Annotated in this window: 9 protein-coding genes and 1 other annotated feature; of the genes, 1 reads left to right on the top strand and 8 read right to left on the bottom strand. The window is 42.2% G+C overall.

Annotation, left to right across the window (positions count from 1 at the left end):
* Window positions 1-9: 9 nt before the first annotated feature.
* From LI074_RS09570 to LI074_RS09540, 7 genes are all read right to left on the bottom strand, one after another.
* Window positions 10-162, bottom strand: a complete 153-nt coding sequence (locus LI074_RS09570; protein ID WP_008707227.1) for a hypothetical protein — start codon at window positions 160-162, stop codon at window positions 10-12.
* Window positions 159-1,457 carry a bifunctional folylpolyglutamate synthase/dihydrofolate synthase gene (locus tag LI074_RS09565; RefSeq protein ID WP_173698064.1) on the bottom strand — a complete coding sequence of 433 codons (1,299 nt, stop codon included), beginning with the start codon at window positions 1,455-1,457 and terminating at the stop codon, window positions 159-161. Before LI074_RS09565 ends, LI074_RS09570 begins: the two co-directional genes overlap by 4 nt.
* 110 nt (window positions 1,458-1,567) lie before the next feature.
* The gene (locus LI074_RS09560; RefSeq protein ID WP_173698065.1) at window positions 1,568-3,604 is read right to left on the bottom strand and encodes an LTA synthase family protein; all 2,037 of its coding nucleotides are present in this window, start codon (window positions 3,602-3,604) and stop codon (window positions 1,568-1,570) included.
* A gap of 12 nt (window positions 3,605-3,616) precedes the next feature.
* On the bottom strand, window positions 3,617-6,271 hold the full coding sequence (locus tag LI074_RS09555) for a valine--tRNA ligase (protein ID WP_025579947.1): 2,655 nt from the start codon (window positions 6,269-6,271) through the stop codon (window positions 3,617-3,619).
* A 173-nt stretch (window positions 6,272-6,444) separates the two neighbouring features.
* Window positions 6,445-6,679, bottom strand: a binding site (T-box leader).
* Window positions 6,680-6,752: 73 nt separating this feature from the next.
* The gene (locus LI074_RS09550; protein ID WP_055060203.1) at window positions 6,753-7,958 is read right to left on the bottom strand and encodes an amidohydrolase family protein; all 1,206 of its coding nucleotides are present in this window, start codon (window positions 7,956-7,958) and stop codon (window positions 6,753-6,755) included.
* Window positions 7,959-8,064: 106 nt separating this feature from the next.
* Window positions 8,065-11,847 (bottom strand): FtsX-like permease family protein, encoded by a 3,783-nt coding sequence (locus tag LI074_RS09545; protein ID WP_173698066.1) that lies wholly within the window; start codon window positions 11,845-11,847, stop codon window positions 8,065-8,067.
* 3 nt (window positions 11,848-11,850) lie between these two features.
* Window positions 11,851-12,567, bottom strand: a complete 717-nt coding sequence (locus LI074_RS09540) for an ABC transporter ATP-binding protein (protein WP_022381281.1) — start codon at window positions 12,565-12,567, stop codon at window positions 11,851-11,853.
* A gap of 527 nt (window positions 12,568-13,094) precedes the next feature.
* Between LI074_RS09540 and LI074_RS09535 the strand changes: the two genes are divergently transcribed.
* Entirely contained in the window at window positions 13,095-14,807 is a 1,713-nt protein-coding gene (locus LI074_RS09535) for a hypothetical protein (protein ID WP_025579942.1), read from the top strand.
* Between the two features lie 80 nt (window positions 14,808-14,887).
* Here the strand turns inward: LI074_RS09535 and LI074_RS09530 are convergent, their stop codons facing one another.
* Window positions 14,888-16,063, bottom strand: a complete 1,176-nt coding sequence (locus tag LI074_RS09530) for a leucine-rich repeat domain-containing protein (RefSeq protein ID WP_022381279.1) — start codon at window positions 16,061-16,063, stop codon at window positions 14,888-14,890.
* Window positions 16,064-16,305 lie beyond the last annotated feature (242 nt).

The raw sequence follows: 16,305 nt of genomic DNA, 5'->3' as shown, positions 1-16,305 counted from the left end.
TGTATCTCCTTATTTTACCCGTCTGCCACTCTTGGCTTCGCGGAGAACTTCCTGAAGAATATCTAGGATATCCGTCAGTTCTCTCTCATAAATCGCACCCTCCGCATCTGCCACATCCAGACAGGGTTCAAATTTCTTCAGTTCCTCTTCATAATCTATCATTTCTTATTTCTCCTGATCACATCTTTAATCTCACCGACAAGATACAGAGAACCCACGCAGAAGAGCATTCCGTTATCCCCCTTTACTTCCAGTGCTCTGGTAAAGGCTTTCTCAACGTTCTCCGCCACTTCCACAGAAGAAGCACCCGCTTCTGTAAAAAGCTTTGCAAACCTCTCAGCAGGAACCTGGCGATATCCGCCAACAGAGGTTACTACCACATGACGGAACGTGATCCTGCTGCAGATCGTATGTATCATATCTGTATAATCTTTGTCATCTACTGCTGAGAAAAGCAAAGTCAGCGGACATTCTTTCTGAAAATGTTCTGCTGTCTCTACAAATTTCTCTACCCCGTCCTCATTGTGAGCACCGTCCACGATCACGCCCGGAAGCACTGTTTCCATTCTTCCCTGCCAACGCGTTCCGGCAATTCCCGCATGGATCTGATCCACAGATACAGGAATCACATTCTGCAGAACCTCAATCGTCTTTAATGCAAGTGCACTGTTCATCACCTGATACTTTGCAATAAACGGAATAGAGAAAACCATATCCTTATAATACTCATTCCGGAATGCAAAATCAATTCCCGCCGAAGTATTTCTGAGCACTTCTGTATCTGATCTCTTCACTTCATAAGCAGGGCTTCCCAGTTCTTCTGCTCTGGCACGGATCACTTCTGCTGCATCCGGGTCGTTTCCGTCATAGATTACCGGTACCCCCGGCACAATGATCCCGGCCTTTTCTCCTGCGATTTTGGCAACTGTATCTCCCAGATACTGCATATGATCCAGACTGATCGATGTGATCACACAGGCAACAGGATTCTCCACAGCAGTAGTCGCATCCATTCTTCCGCCCAGTCCTGTTTCCAGAGTCACATAATCAACACCTGCCTCTGCAAAGATCACCATCCCCATCAGAAAAAGCATCTCAAAATAAGTCGGATGATAGCTGCCTTCTGCAACCAGTTCATCCGCAAGTACCTTTACTTTCTCAAAGGCCTTCAGGAAAGTATCATTATCAATATTCACCTCATTGATCTGGAAGCGTTCATTGATCTCCACCAGATGAGGAGAAGTAAATAATCCGCAGGAATATCCCGCCTCTCTCAGAACAGAGGTCAGAAACGCACATGTACTTCCCTTTCCATTAGTTCCTGCCACATGGATCACCTTAAACTTATCCTGAGGATTACCAAGTCTTCTCAGACATTCCTTTGTGTGATCCAGACTGTTCTTCTTTGTAAATTTCGGAGTTTCATCAATATAAGCAACTGCTTCTTCGTAATTCATAAAAAAATTCCACCACTTATCTATAATGTATTTAGTTACTCTAACATTATATAATAGTGGTGGAAGATGTCCAGTACCAATCGTAATATTTTATCCGACAAAATTATGGATTAATTTTCATTCGTACCGGCACTTTCTGTTAATTTCCATTTATTATTTGAATAAAGTGCATAGCAGGACCGGTCATAGCTCTTGCTCAGCGGTTTTCGCGTCGAACTGTTGCTTCGTTGGATCACCGCAATCCTGTCGAAATCATTCAGCTCCGTACCTGTGATCATCAACGTAGTCGGATTTATATAGACCGTATCATACCATTCTCCGTTCAGCTTGATTTCACTGGACGGCGTAAATTCCGTTCCCTTAATGTAATATGTATGATCTGCCTCAGAGATACATTGAATGGAATCCAAAGTCACATCATAGATTCCCATACGCATTCTGGTACGCAGATAAGGACTTTCGCCGCTTTCCCCGTAGGAATATCTCTTTCCATAAAGGAGGTCATACTGCAGGGTTTCCAGATCCACCTGATAATTTCTGGTATTTCTTCTTGCCTGATGATAGCGGAAAACAGTTCCCTCATGGATTCCCACACGATCCATAACCTCTGCCGCCATCTGGTATGCTGCAAGATTTTCATTTTTTTTCTTAAGTCCGAAGTTGTCCCACATCACATACTCTGTCTGGAACAGATACTTGTTCTTCAGGTCCTCCACAGTCAGTCCCATAGTCGGAAGGTGATCACCGTACATAACAAGGACCACATCCTCAGGATAATCTGCCAGCTTATCTGTCAGCTCTTTTACAAAATTATCCATCTCATGGATCTCATTTACGTAATATTCCCATTTATTGTTCTCTTCCTCAGTCGGTGCACCGGAAACTGTGATCTCAGGATCCTCCAGAATCTGCTCATCCGGATATGCACCATGTCCCTGTACGGAAATAGTATATACATAATCCGGCCCCTCAGTAGAATCCAAACATTTCAGGATTTCATCTGTCAGAACCTCATCCTTTACCCAGCCATTTGGATTCTTCTCATTCTCTCTTGCCATGTACTCTTCGGAAGTAAAAGTATCAAATCCGAGATTCGGGAAAATAGATCTTCTTCCATAGAAGTTTGCCTCATTATTATGAACCGCATGGGTGGTATAGCCCAGATTCTTCAGTACATAAGGTGCACTCTCACAGGTAGTCTCTCTCAGAATACTCTTATAAGGATATTCCCCGGGTCCGAAATAATGCATACTCATTCCTGTAATGGATTCAAACTCCGTATTTGCAGTACCTGCACCGACAGACGGAACCTTATAATATCCTGAAGAATATTCCTTCATCAGCTTACGGAAGGTCGGAATCGGGTCTTCTGAAATATCCAGGTAATTAACCAGCGTAGGATCAAAGAATGATTCTAACTGCAAAAACAGAATATTCGGCCGCTTTTCTTCCTGCGTTTCCGGAAGATTCTTTTCCGTCTTTTCAATTCTTTTGATTTCTTTCTCAGAATAATCTCTCGGACAACTGATTCCCGTATTGAAAATCGTAGTTGCCAGACAGTAAGGATATCCATAATCCTCATATGCAAAAGCAATATTTCCAAAGTAATTGGAAAGCACCCTCTTCTCCAGTGCCAGTTGTGTACTTCCTGCAAAAAGAGCAACAGCCAGCAGGATCAGAGGAATATTGTAGCGATATTTAATCTTTTTCTGATACTTCGGTCCTTTAATAAGCAGCATCAGCAGTAAAATAACAAGAATCCCAAACAGGATGCAGACTGCCACAACGCCTGCAACAGGCAGATATTTGTTGGCAATCTTCATTGCATCTGTGATCAGATGCAGATCCGGTCCTGTAAACGGTGTAACACGGTTGAGCAGGAGAACACCGTTAATAATGGCCAGTATCAGCCAGAACAACGTAACCAGTACTCTCCAGAATACTCTCCTGTGAAACAGATAAACAATTAGTGACGAGGTAAAAATGAATGCCGCATTATATGCAAAAACCAGAGGTCTCTGTGTCATATAATTCCAGGCTTCTATAAACGAGTGACGGCAGATTGCCTCCATAACAAAATATCCCGCTGCGCTGGCAAGTACATGGAGTAAAAGGGAGATTTTGTTACAAATCTTATACAATTTCATCTAAACACTCCCTTATTTCTTAAGTTGCTCTAACTGTCCTTTAACCTTATCCATCATTTCTTTATATTTCGCAAGTTTGTCTTTCTCCGCATCCACCTTGGCAGCAGGTGCCTTGTTTACGAAGTTCGGATTATTCAGCATACCTTCACATCTTGCGATCTCTTTTGTGAGACGTTCTGTTTCTTTTGTAAGACGTTCAATCTCTTTATCTTTGTCAATTAGGTCTTCCAACGGCATATATACAACCGCATTGGAAACAACTACTGAAACTGCATCCTCACTGATTCCGTTCTTGTCTGTCTGTACCAGAATCTCTTTTGCAAATGCAAGATTTACAAAGGATTTCTTGCTGTTCTCATACATTGCTGCTGTTTCAGCATCCTTTGCCACAATATGCAGGCTTGTCTTGCGGTTATTCGGAACATTCATCTCTGTTCTGGTATTACGGATACCTCTTACAACCTCTTTGAATCCCTCGATTGCTTTCTCAGCATCCGGGAAGTTTCTCTCTTCTCTGTATACAGGCCATTCGGAAATCATAATAGACTCTTCTTCAGGAAGAAGTGTGCAGTAGATTTCCTCTGTGATAAACGGCATATACGGATGAAGAAGCTTCAGGCCTTCTGTCAGCGCTGTTCTTAATGTCCAGAGTGCATCATTTGCTGCCTTCGGATCTTCCTCTGCCTTCCACAGACGAACTTTAGCCATCTCAATATACCAGTCGCAGAGTTCATCCCACAGGAAGTCATAAACCTTCTGTACTGCAATACCAAGTTCATATTTTTCCATGTTCTCTGTAGCTTCGCGGATCACTGTATTTAAGTGAGACAGAATCCATTTATCCTCTGCACAGAGATCATTTAAGTTCTCCGGCTCTGTCACTGTCTTGCCTTCCAGGTTCATCATGATGAAACGGGAAGCATTCCAGATCTTGTTTGCGAAGTTACGGCTTGCTTCTACCTTTTCCCAGTAGAAACGCATATCATTTCCAGGTGCATTACCTGTCATCAAAGTAAGACGAAGAGCATCTGCGCCGTATTTATCAATAACTTCCAGAGGATCGATACCGTTTCCAAGAGACTTACTCATCTTACGTCCCTGGGAGTCACGTACCAGACCATGGATCAGTACATGATGGAACGGAACCTGATCAGTCTGCTCCAGAGCAGAGAATACCATACGGATAACCCAGAAGAAGATAATGTCATATCCTGTAACAAGTACATCTGTCGGATAGAAATATTCCAGTTCCGGTGTTTTCTCCGGCCAGCCAAGTGTGGAGAATGGCCATAATGCAGAACTGAACCAGGTATCCAGTGTATCCTCATCCTGATGAAGATGTGTACATCCGCATTTCGGGCATTTCTCAGGCATTTCTCTTGCAACAACTACTTCACCGCACTCATCACAGTAATAAGCCGGAATTCTGTGTCCCCACCATAACTGTCTGGAAATACACCAGTCGCGGATATTCTCAAGCCAGTGAAGATACGTCTTGTCAAAACGGGACGGAACGAATTTCAGATCTCCGTCATCCAGAGCTTTGATCGCAGCCTTTGCCATCTCGTCCATCTTTACAAACCACTGTGGCTTGATCATAGGCTCTACCGTTGTGCCGCAGCGGTCATGAGTTCCAACGCTGTGGTTGTGAGGAACTACTTTTACCAGAAGTCCAAGTTCTTCCAGATCTGCTACCATTGCCTTACGTGCTTCGTAACGGTCCATACCAGCGTATTTTCCGCCAAGCTCGTTGATAGTCGCATCGTCATTCATAATGTTGATCTCTTCCAGATTGTGACGGCGTCCAACCTCAAAGTCGTTAGGGTCATGGGCAGGTGTGATCTTTACACATCCTGTTCCGAATTCTTTGTCTACATATTCATCGGCGATCACCGGAATCTCTCTGTCTGTGAGAGGAAGCTTCAGCATCTTGCCGATGAGATCCTTGTAGCGCTCATCTTCCGGATTTACGGCAACAGCAGTATCACCCAGCAGGGTTTCCGGACGTGTAGTTGCAATCTCTACGAAACGTCCCTCTTCCCCTACGATCGGGTAATTAATGTGCCAGAAAAATCCATCCTGATCCTCATGCTCAACCTCTGCATCAGAGATGGAAGTCTGGCATACAGGACACCAGTTGATGATTCTGGAACCTTTGTAGATATAGCCTTTTTCATATAATTTGATAAATACTTCCTGTACTGCTTTGGAACATCCCTCATCCATTGTGAAACGTTCTCTCTCCCAGTCTGCGGAAGCACCCAGTTTCTTTAACTGATTGATGATCTTTCCGCCGTACTCCTCTTTCCATGCCCACGCATGTTTTAAGAATTCCTCACGGCCGATATCGTGTTTGTCGATACCTTCTTTTTTCAGCTTGTCGATAACCTTAACCTCTGTAGCGATAGCTGCATGGTCAGTTCCCGGCTGCCATAATGCTTCATAGCCCTGCATTCTCTTGAAACGGATCAGGATATCCTGCATGGTTTCATCCAGTGCATGTCCCATGTGAAGCTGTCCGGTTACGTTTGGCGGCGGCATAACAATAGTAAACGGTTTCTTGTCCGGATTTACTTTTGCATGGAAATATCCATTGTCCATCCATTTTGTGTAAAGACGCTCTTCGATTCCCTTAGGATCGTAAGTTTTTGCAAGTTCTTTGCTCATAATGTCCTCCTAATTATATATCTGAAACTAAAGTATCTACGGATTACTCCGTTATAAAGCAGTCACCCTGACAACCAAACAAATAAGCATACTGACTTCGCTTTCCGCATCCAGCCAGATAACTGTGTCATAAACTTATTCGATAAAAAACGCCCCTCACACGCATTATACGTGCAAAGGGCGACATAGATCGCGGTACCACCTTAGTTTGTCTCTCATTCCCTTAACGCGGGATACGTGAAAACCTACCATGCGCGTATATAACTCTGATATGATTCATACACACTCACTTCAGCCTCCCGGCTCCAAAGCTACCTTCAGCACTTCTGTTCCCGGGAAACCTTCCAGCTTATAAGCTTCCCTCTCTGTGGGGCATTACCGCCTACTCCTCTTTTTCACAGCCTTTTTCTGGATTCTACTATAATGAAAAAAGGCTTTCTTGTCAAGAACGTTTCTCCGGATTTCACAAATTTATCTGGTGTCATACGTATATTTTTCCCGCATTGTCGAACAAAATTTTATCAATAATATCCTTTGCATTATTTACGGAAAGATATCCGTCCTCTATTTTTTCTCTCAGAACACTACACAGTGAAAAACGGAATGCAAGAAGGGAGCCATAACTTTCCTCTACTGTCCACGTATCACATCCCCAGCAGATTTTATCAATCTGGGACATCTCGATCAACTGATGCATTACACGTTTTGATGCGGTGTAGGATAAGATTGGAAGCCATGTCAGATCCGGATATAGATTCGGATATCCGTCTACTATGGAAAAAAGATCATCCACCCATGGAAAGCCACAATGCAGTAGCACAAATTTCGTTTCCGGATTATTTTTTATCACATTGTTCAACTGCAGTATATTCGTATCTATAACTTGCCCCATTCCTGTGTGACATTGTAATGGAAGTGACACTTCCGCCGCAATTTCACATATTTTCCAGAACAAATAGTCCTGAAAACATCTGATATCTTCCTGGGTTATATCCGACTCTTTTAAACGGAATACCCTTTCAGCCTGCTCCCGCGTCACTTTTTCAAAATGAAGACTACGCTCATAGGCCATCGCTATTTTTAAGGCCACACAGCCCTCACTCTTTTTTTGTATGATCCACTTTCTGACCCACTCCACATAATCCTGTAAATTGTCCGGCAGCTCACCGAAGTTCTCTTCCAGTGATACACCGTCATGATTGCGAAGTCCTTTTTTATAGCCCAAAAAGAACAAATCCAGTCGAAAAGCAGGCGTAAACAGTTCCGGTCTTCCATTGTCAGAGCCCGGATTCCAGTAGGTATCTACGATTACTTTTTGATACTTACACTTATTTTTCAGTACATCCATGTAAAAGTCGGGATTTTGATGCGCTTTTCTGATCTGATCTGAAATCTGATCCCAGTTCTGAGCTGTGATCGGCTCTGATATTCCATACAACTCCCCGATTGCCTTTTGAAGCCAGACAAAATAAGATTTATATCGTGTTTTTTCCAGATATGCATTCCTGCTTTCTGCTGTTGTCCCCGGAGTTACCTGCTGCCATTGTAAATACGTATTATTTATCAGCTTATCCAGATCAAAATCCACCATCGCCTGTTCCGGCAGATGATGTGAATGCGTGTTCCTGATTTTATGATCGGATATATAGTTCATTAATTCCTGCTCTATCTGATTTGCTGTTCCCATGATAATATTCCCCTTTCTTCCTCTTATCCATTCTATCCGTTTGACTACCTATTTAAAAACCACAGAAAAACAATTTCTTCTTTTCCGCAATAAAGCGACAAATCGTTTATTCCACACTTTTCAGGGATTCTACCATGTCAATCTTCTTTAATTTCTGATGCATAAACAGATTTACGATCATGGAGAATCCAATTGTCAGCAGTCCGCAGTACAGGAAACTGACAGGATTAATATTTCTTCCGAACATAACCGCATCCACTTCCACAGTACGGATAATATACCTGTGCAAAAAGATTCCGAATACAGCTCCTGCCAGCACGCCGATGAGAGTAAGGATAACATTCTCCCTGTACACATAGGCAGAAACTTCAGTATCATAGAATCCCAGCACTTTCAAAGTTGCCAGTTCTCTCTGGCGCTCCGTAATATTGACATTGTTCAGATTATACAGGACTACGAAAGCAAGCATTCCCGCAGAAATGATCAGCACTATGATTACCGTATCCAATGCTCCAAGCATTCTGTGAAGCTGAGCCTCCAGACTGCTGGTATAGCTGATGCTTAACGCAGCCGGATACTTCAGGATCTCATTTCCCACCTCAGATTCTGATTCTTTGTACTCCTCTTTTACTGTGAACACAGTTGCAGAATAGTTCGGCTTCTCCCCGAAGGTCTGTTCATAGACATTTCCTGTCATATAAATATAATGTCCCATGTAATTCTCTGTCACTGCTGCGATCTTTGTCTCATAATTTTTTCCATCCTTTGTGATGGTCATGGTATCCCCGACTTTCAGTCCTGTCAGGGTCGCCGTCTTCTCACTGATCACTGTACCTGCTTCCGTCAGCTTATATTTCTCTTTTGTCTTTCTGTCCTGAAGAGTTACATCCTTATTAAAGGTCTCAAGATTCTCAGGCACATAAACATATACGCTAATATTGGATTTATTTCTGGGAACACTCATCTTGGTAAACTGCACATGAGTATATCTCTCGATCTGACTGTTATTTTTCAGAAACTCATCCAGTTCCTGTCTCTCCTTATCTGTAGCATCCTCATCATCAATGATCGTTCCTGTGTAATGCTGAAGTTCCTGATACTGCCGTCTGGCAATATCCATAATGGAATCCCTGAGTCCAAAACCTACCAGCATCAACGCCATACTTCCCGAAATACCGAAAATCGTCATAAAGAAACGTTTTTTATATCGGAAAAGGTTTCTCAGAGTAGATTTCCATGTAAAATTCAAGTGCTTCCAGAAAAGCGGGATCCGTTCCAGCAGGATTCTCTTACCCTCTTTGGGAGCAGGAGGACGCATCAGTGATGCCGGGGTTTCCGCCAGTGCCCTGTAACAGGAGAAAATGGTGGCTCCGACAGTACACACAGTTGCCGCACCTGCTGCTATCATTGCAAATTTAAATTCATAACGGATCTGGATATTGTTCATCATTCCCTTGTACATAATGCCATACCCGTTAATAATAACCAAAGGCAGGATCTTCTCTCCGATCAGTATTCCCAGAATACTGCCTCCCACTGTGGCAAGAAAGGCATACAGCAGATATTTGGATGCAATTGCATACTTGCCGTATCCCAGAGCCTTCATTGTACCAATCTGGGTTCTCTGTTCTTCCACCATTCGTGTCATGGTAGTCAGACTTACCAGTGCAGCCACCAGGAAAAAGATAACAGGGAAAACCTGTCCGATACTTCTCATTCTGTCTGCATTATCCCCATAATCTGAATATTCCGGCAGATCATTGCGATCCGTTACCATCCATTCCGGCATACTGATATCATAGATCTCATCCTGGGCATCCTGAATCTTTTTCTCACCGTCTGTAATTTCTTTCTCTGCATCCCTCTTGCCGTCTTCGTATTCTTTTTTACCTTCTTCCAGATCCTTCTCAGCTTTTTTGATGTCCTTTCTGGAATCCTTCAGCTTCTGTTCGTTCTCTGAGATTTCCTTCTCTCCATCCCTCAGCTTCTGTTCATTGTCAGCAATCTCTTTCTCACCGGAAGCAAGCTTTCCTTCATTCTCCTGGATCTGTGCTTCTCCTGAAGCAAGTTCTGCCTCCTTCTCCTCTAACTGAGCCTGGCTGGAATTTAGTTTTGCTTTTGCAGCATCGATCTGTTCCTGTGCTGACTCAAGCTGGGCTTCTTTTTCCTGAATCTCTTTTCTGGCTGGTTCCAGCTTCTTCTCCTGAGCCTTCACCTCTTTCCATCCTGCATCAATCTTTGCCTGGGCATCGGGAAATGCGGCCTCCTGCTGGTTCAGTTCTGCTTCCTTTGCATCAAGCTGGGCCAGTCCGCTCTCCACCTGGCTTAAACCACTCTCCAGTTCACTTCTTGCTGCTGCGATCTGGTTTCTGGATGCTTCCAGCTGGGCTGCCTGACTGTCCACCTGCTCCTGATAAGCGGAAACCTGTGCTGCCAGAGCCGCCAGGTCTTCCTCGGAATATGTGCCTGAAGCTTGTGCCTGCTCATACTGTGCCTGCAATGCTGCAAGCTGACTTCTGGCACCCTCAAGCTGAGCCTCTCCTTCTGCAAGTCCGGCCTCCTGCTGCTCAATCTGCGCAAGTCCCTGATTGCAGCTTTCCTTTTTGGCATTTAAGTCCTGTCTGGTTGCTGCAATCTGCTCTCTGCCTGACTGAATCTGCGCCTTTCCATTGTCAAGTTCCTGCTGGCTCTGGGTAAGCTGCGTCTTTGCATCTGCAATCTTCTTCTCACCGGCACTTAACTGGTTCTTGCCATCCTCAAGCTGAGCCGTTCCATCATCAAGCTTTGCCTGGTTTTCGGAAACCTCCGCCCATCCGGCATTCAGCTGTTCCTTTGCAGATGCGATCTGTACTCTGCCACTGGCAATCTGCTCTTTCGCACTGGCAAGCTGGGATCTGCCATCCTCTAACTCCTTCTTTGCATCTGCAAGCCGGGCTTTTCCGTCCTCCAGTTCCTTTTTTGCGTCTGCAAGCTTTTTCTTGCCATCCTTATATTCCTTCTTGCCATCTTTTAACTTCTTTTGGCCGTCCTCCAATTCTTTTCTGGCATCCGCAAGCTTCTCATCAGCCTCCTTCTTGCCGTCTTCAAGTTCCTGTCTGGCATCGGCAAGCTTGTCATTAGCTTCCTCTACAATCTCATCATATCTAACCTGGCACCGTTCTGCCTCAATCCCCTCCACTTGCTCCTGCACTCGCTCTATCAGGGAATCATAAGCATCTGTATAGCTGATCAGATCCTGTGCCCCATGAGCCTGCACATAGATCTGTGTATAAACCTCCTGGTCAAAATCCTCAGGGAGCACATAGGCAAATCCATTAACCTCACCGGAACCAAGAGTAGAGTTTCCCCGGTTATAGGATATGTAAAGCGGACTCTCACCTAAACCCACAACTGTGTAATCTGTCTTTTTCAGCAGTTCGCTGTCTCCGCCCTCTTTCAGGGTAATCTGATCACCCACCTGATATCCATTGCTCTCAGCAAAAATACAGTCAAGGAAAATCTCTCCGCTTTTTTCCGGAGCTTTTCCCTCTGTCACTGAGATCCGGTTCATGGTTTGATCCACAGCTTCCACATGAAGTACCTTCTGCTTCTCGCCTTCTCCACACATTACATCTGTACCATAGGCGCCCTCTGCATTCTCAACTCCGTCCACCTGCTTAATGGCAGCTACATCATCCTCCGTCAGTCCCAGAGTTCCCATTACTTTGATATCCATAAGATTGGTTTCATCATAATAGGCATCACCTGAGAAGCGCATATCCGGTGACGACGCCTGTATTCCGGAAAAGAATGCAACTCCCAAAGCAACGATCATAAATATGGAAATAAACCTGGCCTTACTTTTTCGTATCTCCATCCAGAAATCTTTATGCATTGCTTTCATATTCATCACCTACCATTCAATCTCCTCTATGGGTGTAGGATGGTCATTCATCGTCATCCTGGAAACCTTTCCGTTCTTGATCTTGATCACACGGTCTGCCATAGGTGTCAGCGCCGAGTTATGGGTAATGACGATCACTGTCATTCCACGCTCCCTGCACATATCCTGCAAAAGCTTTAAGATTGCCTTACCAGTCTGGTAGTCCAGTGCACCTGTGGGCTCATCACACAGTAAGAGCTTGGGATTCTTCGCCAGTGCCCTGGCAATGGAAACTCTCTGCTGCTCACCACCGGAAAGCTGTGCCGGGAAATTGGTCAGTCTGTCCTTCAGTCCCACTTCCTCCAGAACCTCCCTGGCATCCAGCGGATTTTTACAGATCTGCAATGCCAGTTCTACGTTCTCCAGCGCTGTAAGATTAGGCACCAGATTATAGAACTGGAATACAAATCCAATATCATTTCTCCGATAACCGGTAAGCTGCCTGCTGTTATATCTGGCAATATTCCTTCCATCCACCAGAACTTCTCCGCTGGTAGCCTGATCCATACCCCCAAGAATGTTCAGCACTGTCGTCTTGCCCGCACCGCTGGGACCAACGATCACTACGAACTCTCCCTTGGCAATCTCAAAGCTGATCTCATCCACTGCAACGATCTTTACTTCTTTGGTTCCATATATCTTGGAAACCTTATCCAGTTTTACATATGCATCTGTCATCTCACTCATCCGCATTTCCCCTGTAATTTTATTTTTGCTACACCGGTAATTTTATTTTGTTACAATTATTAACGATTCTTTTGACCCCGATTTATTTCCGTATTTATTTACAGGCAGGTCAAATTCTGACCTGCCTGGTAGTCTTAATGGTTATATTTATTGTAACACATTATACCTGTAATTAAAAATAAAATATTCATAAAAAATCCAGATACTTCAAAACCGCCTGATCATCTCAGGCGGTTCATCATTTTGACTATACACAGCACATGCCCCTTTCTTCTTAATTGTATGTACCAGAACATCTTATATCTTCTTTACCCGTTATTATTTTACATTAAGCTGATGACGAAAATATAAAAGTGGGACTAAACATACATCATCTGACCTCGAATCTTTATTTTTATTCTTACCTGATTTCCGCATAAAAGAAAAAAATCATGCTCATATACACACTTATGGTTTACAAATCACAAAAAGCAGCATCTTTATATAGTGAATTTGCAAATTCAAAAAATTTAAAGGAGGCAAAAATTATGCCAGGAACATTTAACGGAACAACTTTAACTATTTCAGCTACCCCCGTAGACGGTGCACTGATTCCCGATAAAAGTGCAACAAATGTAGCGGGAATTGCCATTGTGGGGTCAGATATGTATTGCGTAAAGACAACCGGTCTTAAAACTACATTACTCAAAACGACTGACTACATGGCAACAAAAGCAACTGCCGTAAAAAAAGATCTGAACTGGTTCGCTCTGGGACTTACCAAAATTGGAAATTATCTGTATATGCTTGCAGAAGACCATAAAGGTTACGGCGGTTCTACAACCATCGTAAAACTGGATACCAAAGGCAATCAGCTCGGTACGTACAGTATCAATGAAATTTGTCCAAAAGGCGCATTAGGTATCACTGCTGCTGACGGAACTAACGAGAAATTTATCATTATGCATTACGCTGACAAGAGCAATGCTGGGACATTAGCTTTCAGTGTTGTAGACTGGAAGGCTGCTGAAGCAGCAAGTACATTCACAGTTACTAACTCAGGTTTTGGTTATACCACACGGCTTCAGGATATTTACTATCACACTTCATTTGGATTATTTATCCTGACAAATAACACTTTTTCAACACTTCAGAACCGTATTCTGGTAGTTGATTATCATCTTACTGATGATAAAGGTAAAAAATACACTCCATGTTCGGTCATCAATGTAAATAAAACAGGTGAATATAAGCAGTACAACCTTGAATCAATCTGTATGAAAGCCAATCACCTTGTGCTTGCATCCAATGTTATAACATCTGATGGAACCGCAGAAGATAAATTCTCTGTGCTGGAAGGCATTACCTACTCCGGTAAAACCTATACTTTTGCATGCGGTTTTAAAGCAGGAGCCCGTGTACCTACCAAAGTAGATCCCAACTATGAAACAACTAATCTGGGATGTGTATCCTTTAACGGAAACAATACTCCATATTTTATAAAACAAAGTCAAGATAAAGTCGCTGTTCTTGGCTACTGTAAAAATTATATGAATACAAGCGCAGGTGTATCTCACTTTAAAACATTCACTGACGGTTTATTAGGTCATGCCAACGGTATGAGCTGTTTTAACGGAAAATTCTTTGTTGTCGCAGGAAATAACAAAGTGGTTGCTATCAGCAGTAACAAAGAGGATGAGGAAATAACATATACAGTAACTCCCAACGATAACGATAAATCATTTGCTCTTAAAGCAATTAATTATTTTTATGAGGCAAATACAGCTTTATTATTGTCCGTTGTTGACGGAACATTAAAGCTCTATAAATGTACATTTGAAAATGAAAAAAATGTAAAAGCCACTTATCTTTGTACACTGGTAAACGCCGGTCAGCCTACATCCCAGGATATTTTCTATCACAATAAATTAGGGCTTTTTGTCGGAACCAGTAATCCACATACTGTAAGTGGAGTAACGACTAAAATCACAACAAAAAACACCTTGCTTCATTATAATCTGAAAAAACTTGATGATAGCAAACTTTTATATCCGGATTTCGGATTTGTTACAGATATTCCTGCTAAAGATGCTCAGGGCCGCACATATAACAGTTTTGAACTGGAATCAGTGGCTCTGGATCAAAATAATAAATTAATCGCTGTGTGCAATGTCAATGTCAAAGATGCTACCCACACCAGTGGTTTAGCATCCACTGACGGCTTCTTTCAGTATAATACGCTTGAATTTATTACAGCTTGATTTCGCTACATCAATAACAGCATAAATTTCCATTATAAAAAGCAGGCAGTTTTTCGCCTGCTTTTTATAATTCCAATTTTCTATTTAACAACAACTTTTTTATTATCTGACCATACGCCAAACTGTTTAATACCATTCAACAACGTATATGCATGCGCTTTCAAATAGTAAACTCCCGGTTTTATATTTTTAAAAGTAACTGTATTTTTCTTTTGATTTTTTAATACAATATTTTCTCCTGAATCTGCATTCTTAAGTACGCAATCAAACCCATCACTGTATTTTAAATTTCCAAACTGTGCGGTTACTGTTTTCTTTTTCCCGGTAATTTTTATTAATTTTATATTATCTTTATTTAGTTTAACAGGAGGCATACGCATTTCATTAGACCACCTGCTATAACTTTTTTTACCATTTTGAACAGTATAAGAACGGACTCTGGCAAATCCCATAGTCGGCACTTTTTTTAATATACAGGTTGTGTTTGCAGAATTTTTATTAGCTAATACCTTAGTACCATCATATATTTGATATTGATATCCATCTGCATTCTTTACTTTTCCGCTCAAATCAATTGTAACATAGATTTGTTTGTTTACTATATCTGAATCAACAGATTTTATATACGGACGATTTGTTTCTGGTTTTGAAGCAGTTCCCTCACTTACAAAAGGAATACCATTCATCTTACAGTAATAGTATGCATATGAATTTTTCTTTCCATGAACTGTTAGAGAATCACAATTTATGAACGCCTCAGCACCTATCTCAGTAACTGTTTCAGGTATATATAACGTTTTCAGTTTTCGACAGTCAGCAAATGCAAAAAAATCTATACTTTGAAGATTTTGGGGAAGTTTAACACTCGTCAGTTCACCGCAGTATATAAATGCACTTTGTCCAATTTTTTTCACATTATCAGAAAGTATTACCCTTTTAAGCTTTGGACATGTGCTAAAGGCAAAAACTGGAACAGTATCTACTGAAGCCATCCACTCTACTTCTTCTATGTTCAAATTATCTTCAAAACAAAATTTTTCTACTTTAGAAACCGAAGGAAGAAGCATTATCTTCTTATAATCTCCAGTTGGGTATTCTCCATACACACGGCTCTCTGAAATTTTCAACTGTTCATACTTATTTTTACTTTCAATGGTTATCTGTGATTTCATAGCAGCTTCTGCTGAGACAGATGCAGAAATTGCTACACACGTTAAAGCAATCAACAATATTTTCTTTACTTTCTTTGACTTCATAGAATCTCCTCCAATCAATAATATTCATCTATTATCATAATATATCACTAACTATAAAAGATCCTGTATTTCTGGTATTAAAAGTATTCTAATGACCCCGAACCAAAATGCAAATTTAAATTAATCTCCACAGTTTTGCAGCAACATATGTTCGCCTGTAGTCTGAAAGCCTTTTGTTTAGCAGCTGCCTTAATTTCCAGCCTGGAATAGCCCTAAAAGCATCTCGGGCTGGAAATTTACAT

Origin of the sequence: Blautia sp. MSK18_10, assembly GCF_020553185.1 — a bacterium.
GTDB classification, from domain to species: domain Bacteria; phylum Bacillota; class Clostridia; order Lachnospirales; family Lachnospiraceae; genus Blautia_A; species Blautia_A wexlerae.
The sequence above is the reverse complement of the archived record's forward strand: the minus strand, read 5'-3'. Positions and strand labels throughout refer to the sequence as shown.

Coding starts and splice junctions, on each gene's coding strand:
- LI074_RS09570 (WP_008707227.1), bottom strand. CDS start 162: ATGATAGATTATGAAGAGGAACTGAAGAAATTTGAACCCTGTCTGGAT.
- LI074_RS09565 (WP_173698064.1), bottom strand. CDS start 1,457: ATGAATTACGAAGAAGCAGTTGCTTATATTGATGAAACTCCGAAATTT.
- LI074_RS09560 (WP_173698065.1), bottom strand. CDS start 3,604: ATGAAATTGTATAAGATTTGTAACAAAATCTCCCTTTTACTCCATGTA.
- LI074_RS09555 (WP_025579947.1), bottom strand. CDS start 6,271: ATGAGCAAAGAACTTGCAAAAACTTACGATCCTAAGGGAATCGAAGAG.
- LI074_RS09550 (WP_055060203.1), bottom strand. CDS start 7,958: ATGGGAACAGCAAATCAGATAGAGCAGGAATTAATGAACTATATATCC.
- LI074_RS09545 (WP_173698066.1), bottom strand. CDS start 11,847: ATGAATATGAAAGCAATGCATAAAGATTTCTGGATGGAGATACGAAAA.
- LI074_RS09540 (WP_022381281.1), bottom strand. CDS start 12,567: ATGAGTGAGATGACAGATGCATATGTAAAACTGGATAAGGTTTCCAAG.
- LI074_RS09535 (WP_025579942.1), top strand. CDS start 13,095: ATGCCAGGAACATTTAACGGAACAACTTTAACTATTTCAGCTACCCCC.
- LI074_RS09530 (WP_022381279.1), bottom strand. CDS start 16,063: ATGAAGTCAAAGAAAGTAAAGAAAATATTGTTGATTGCTTTAACGTGT.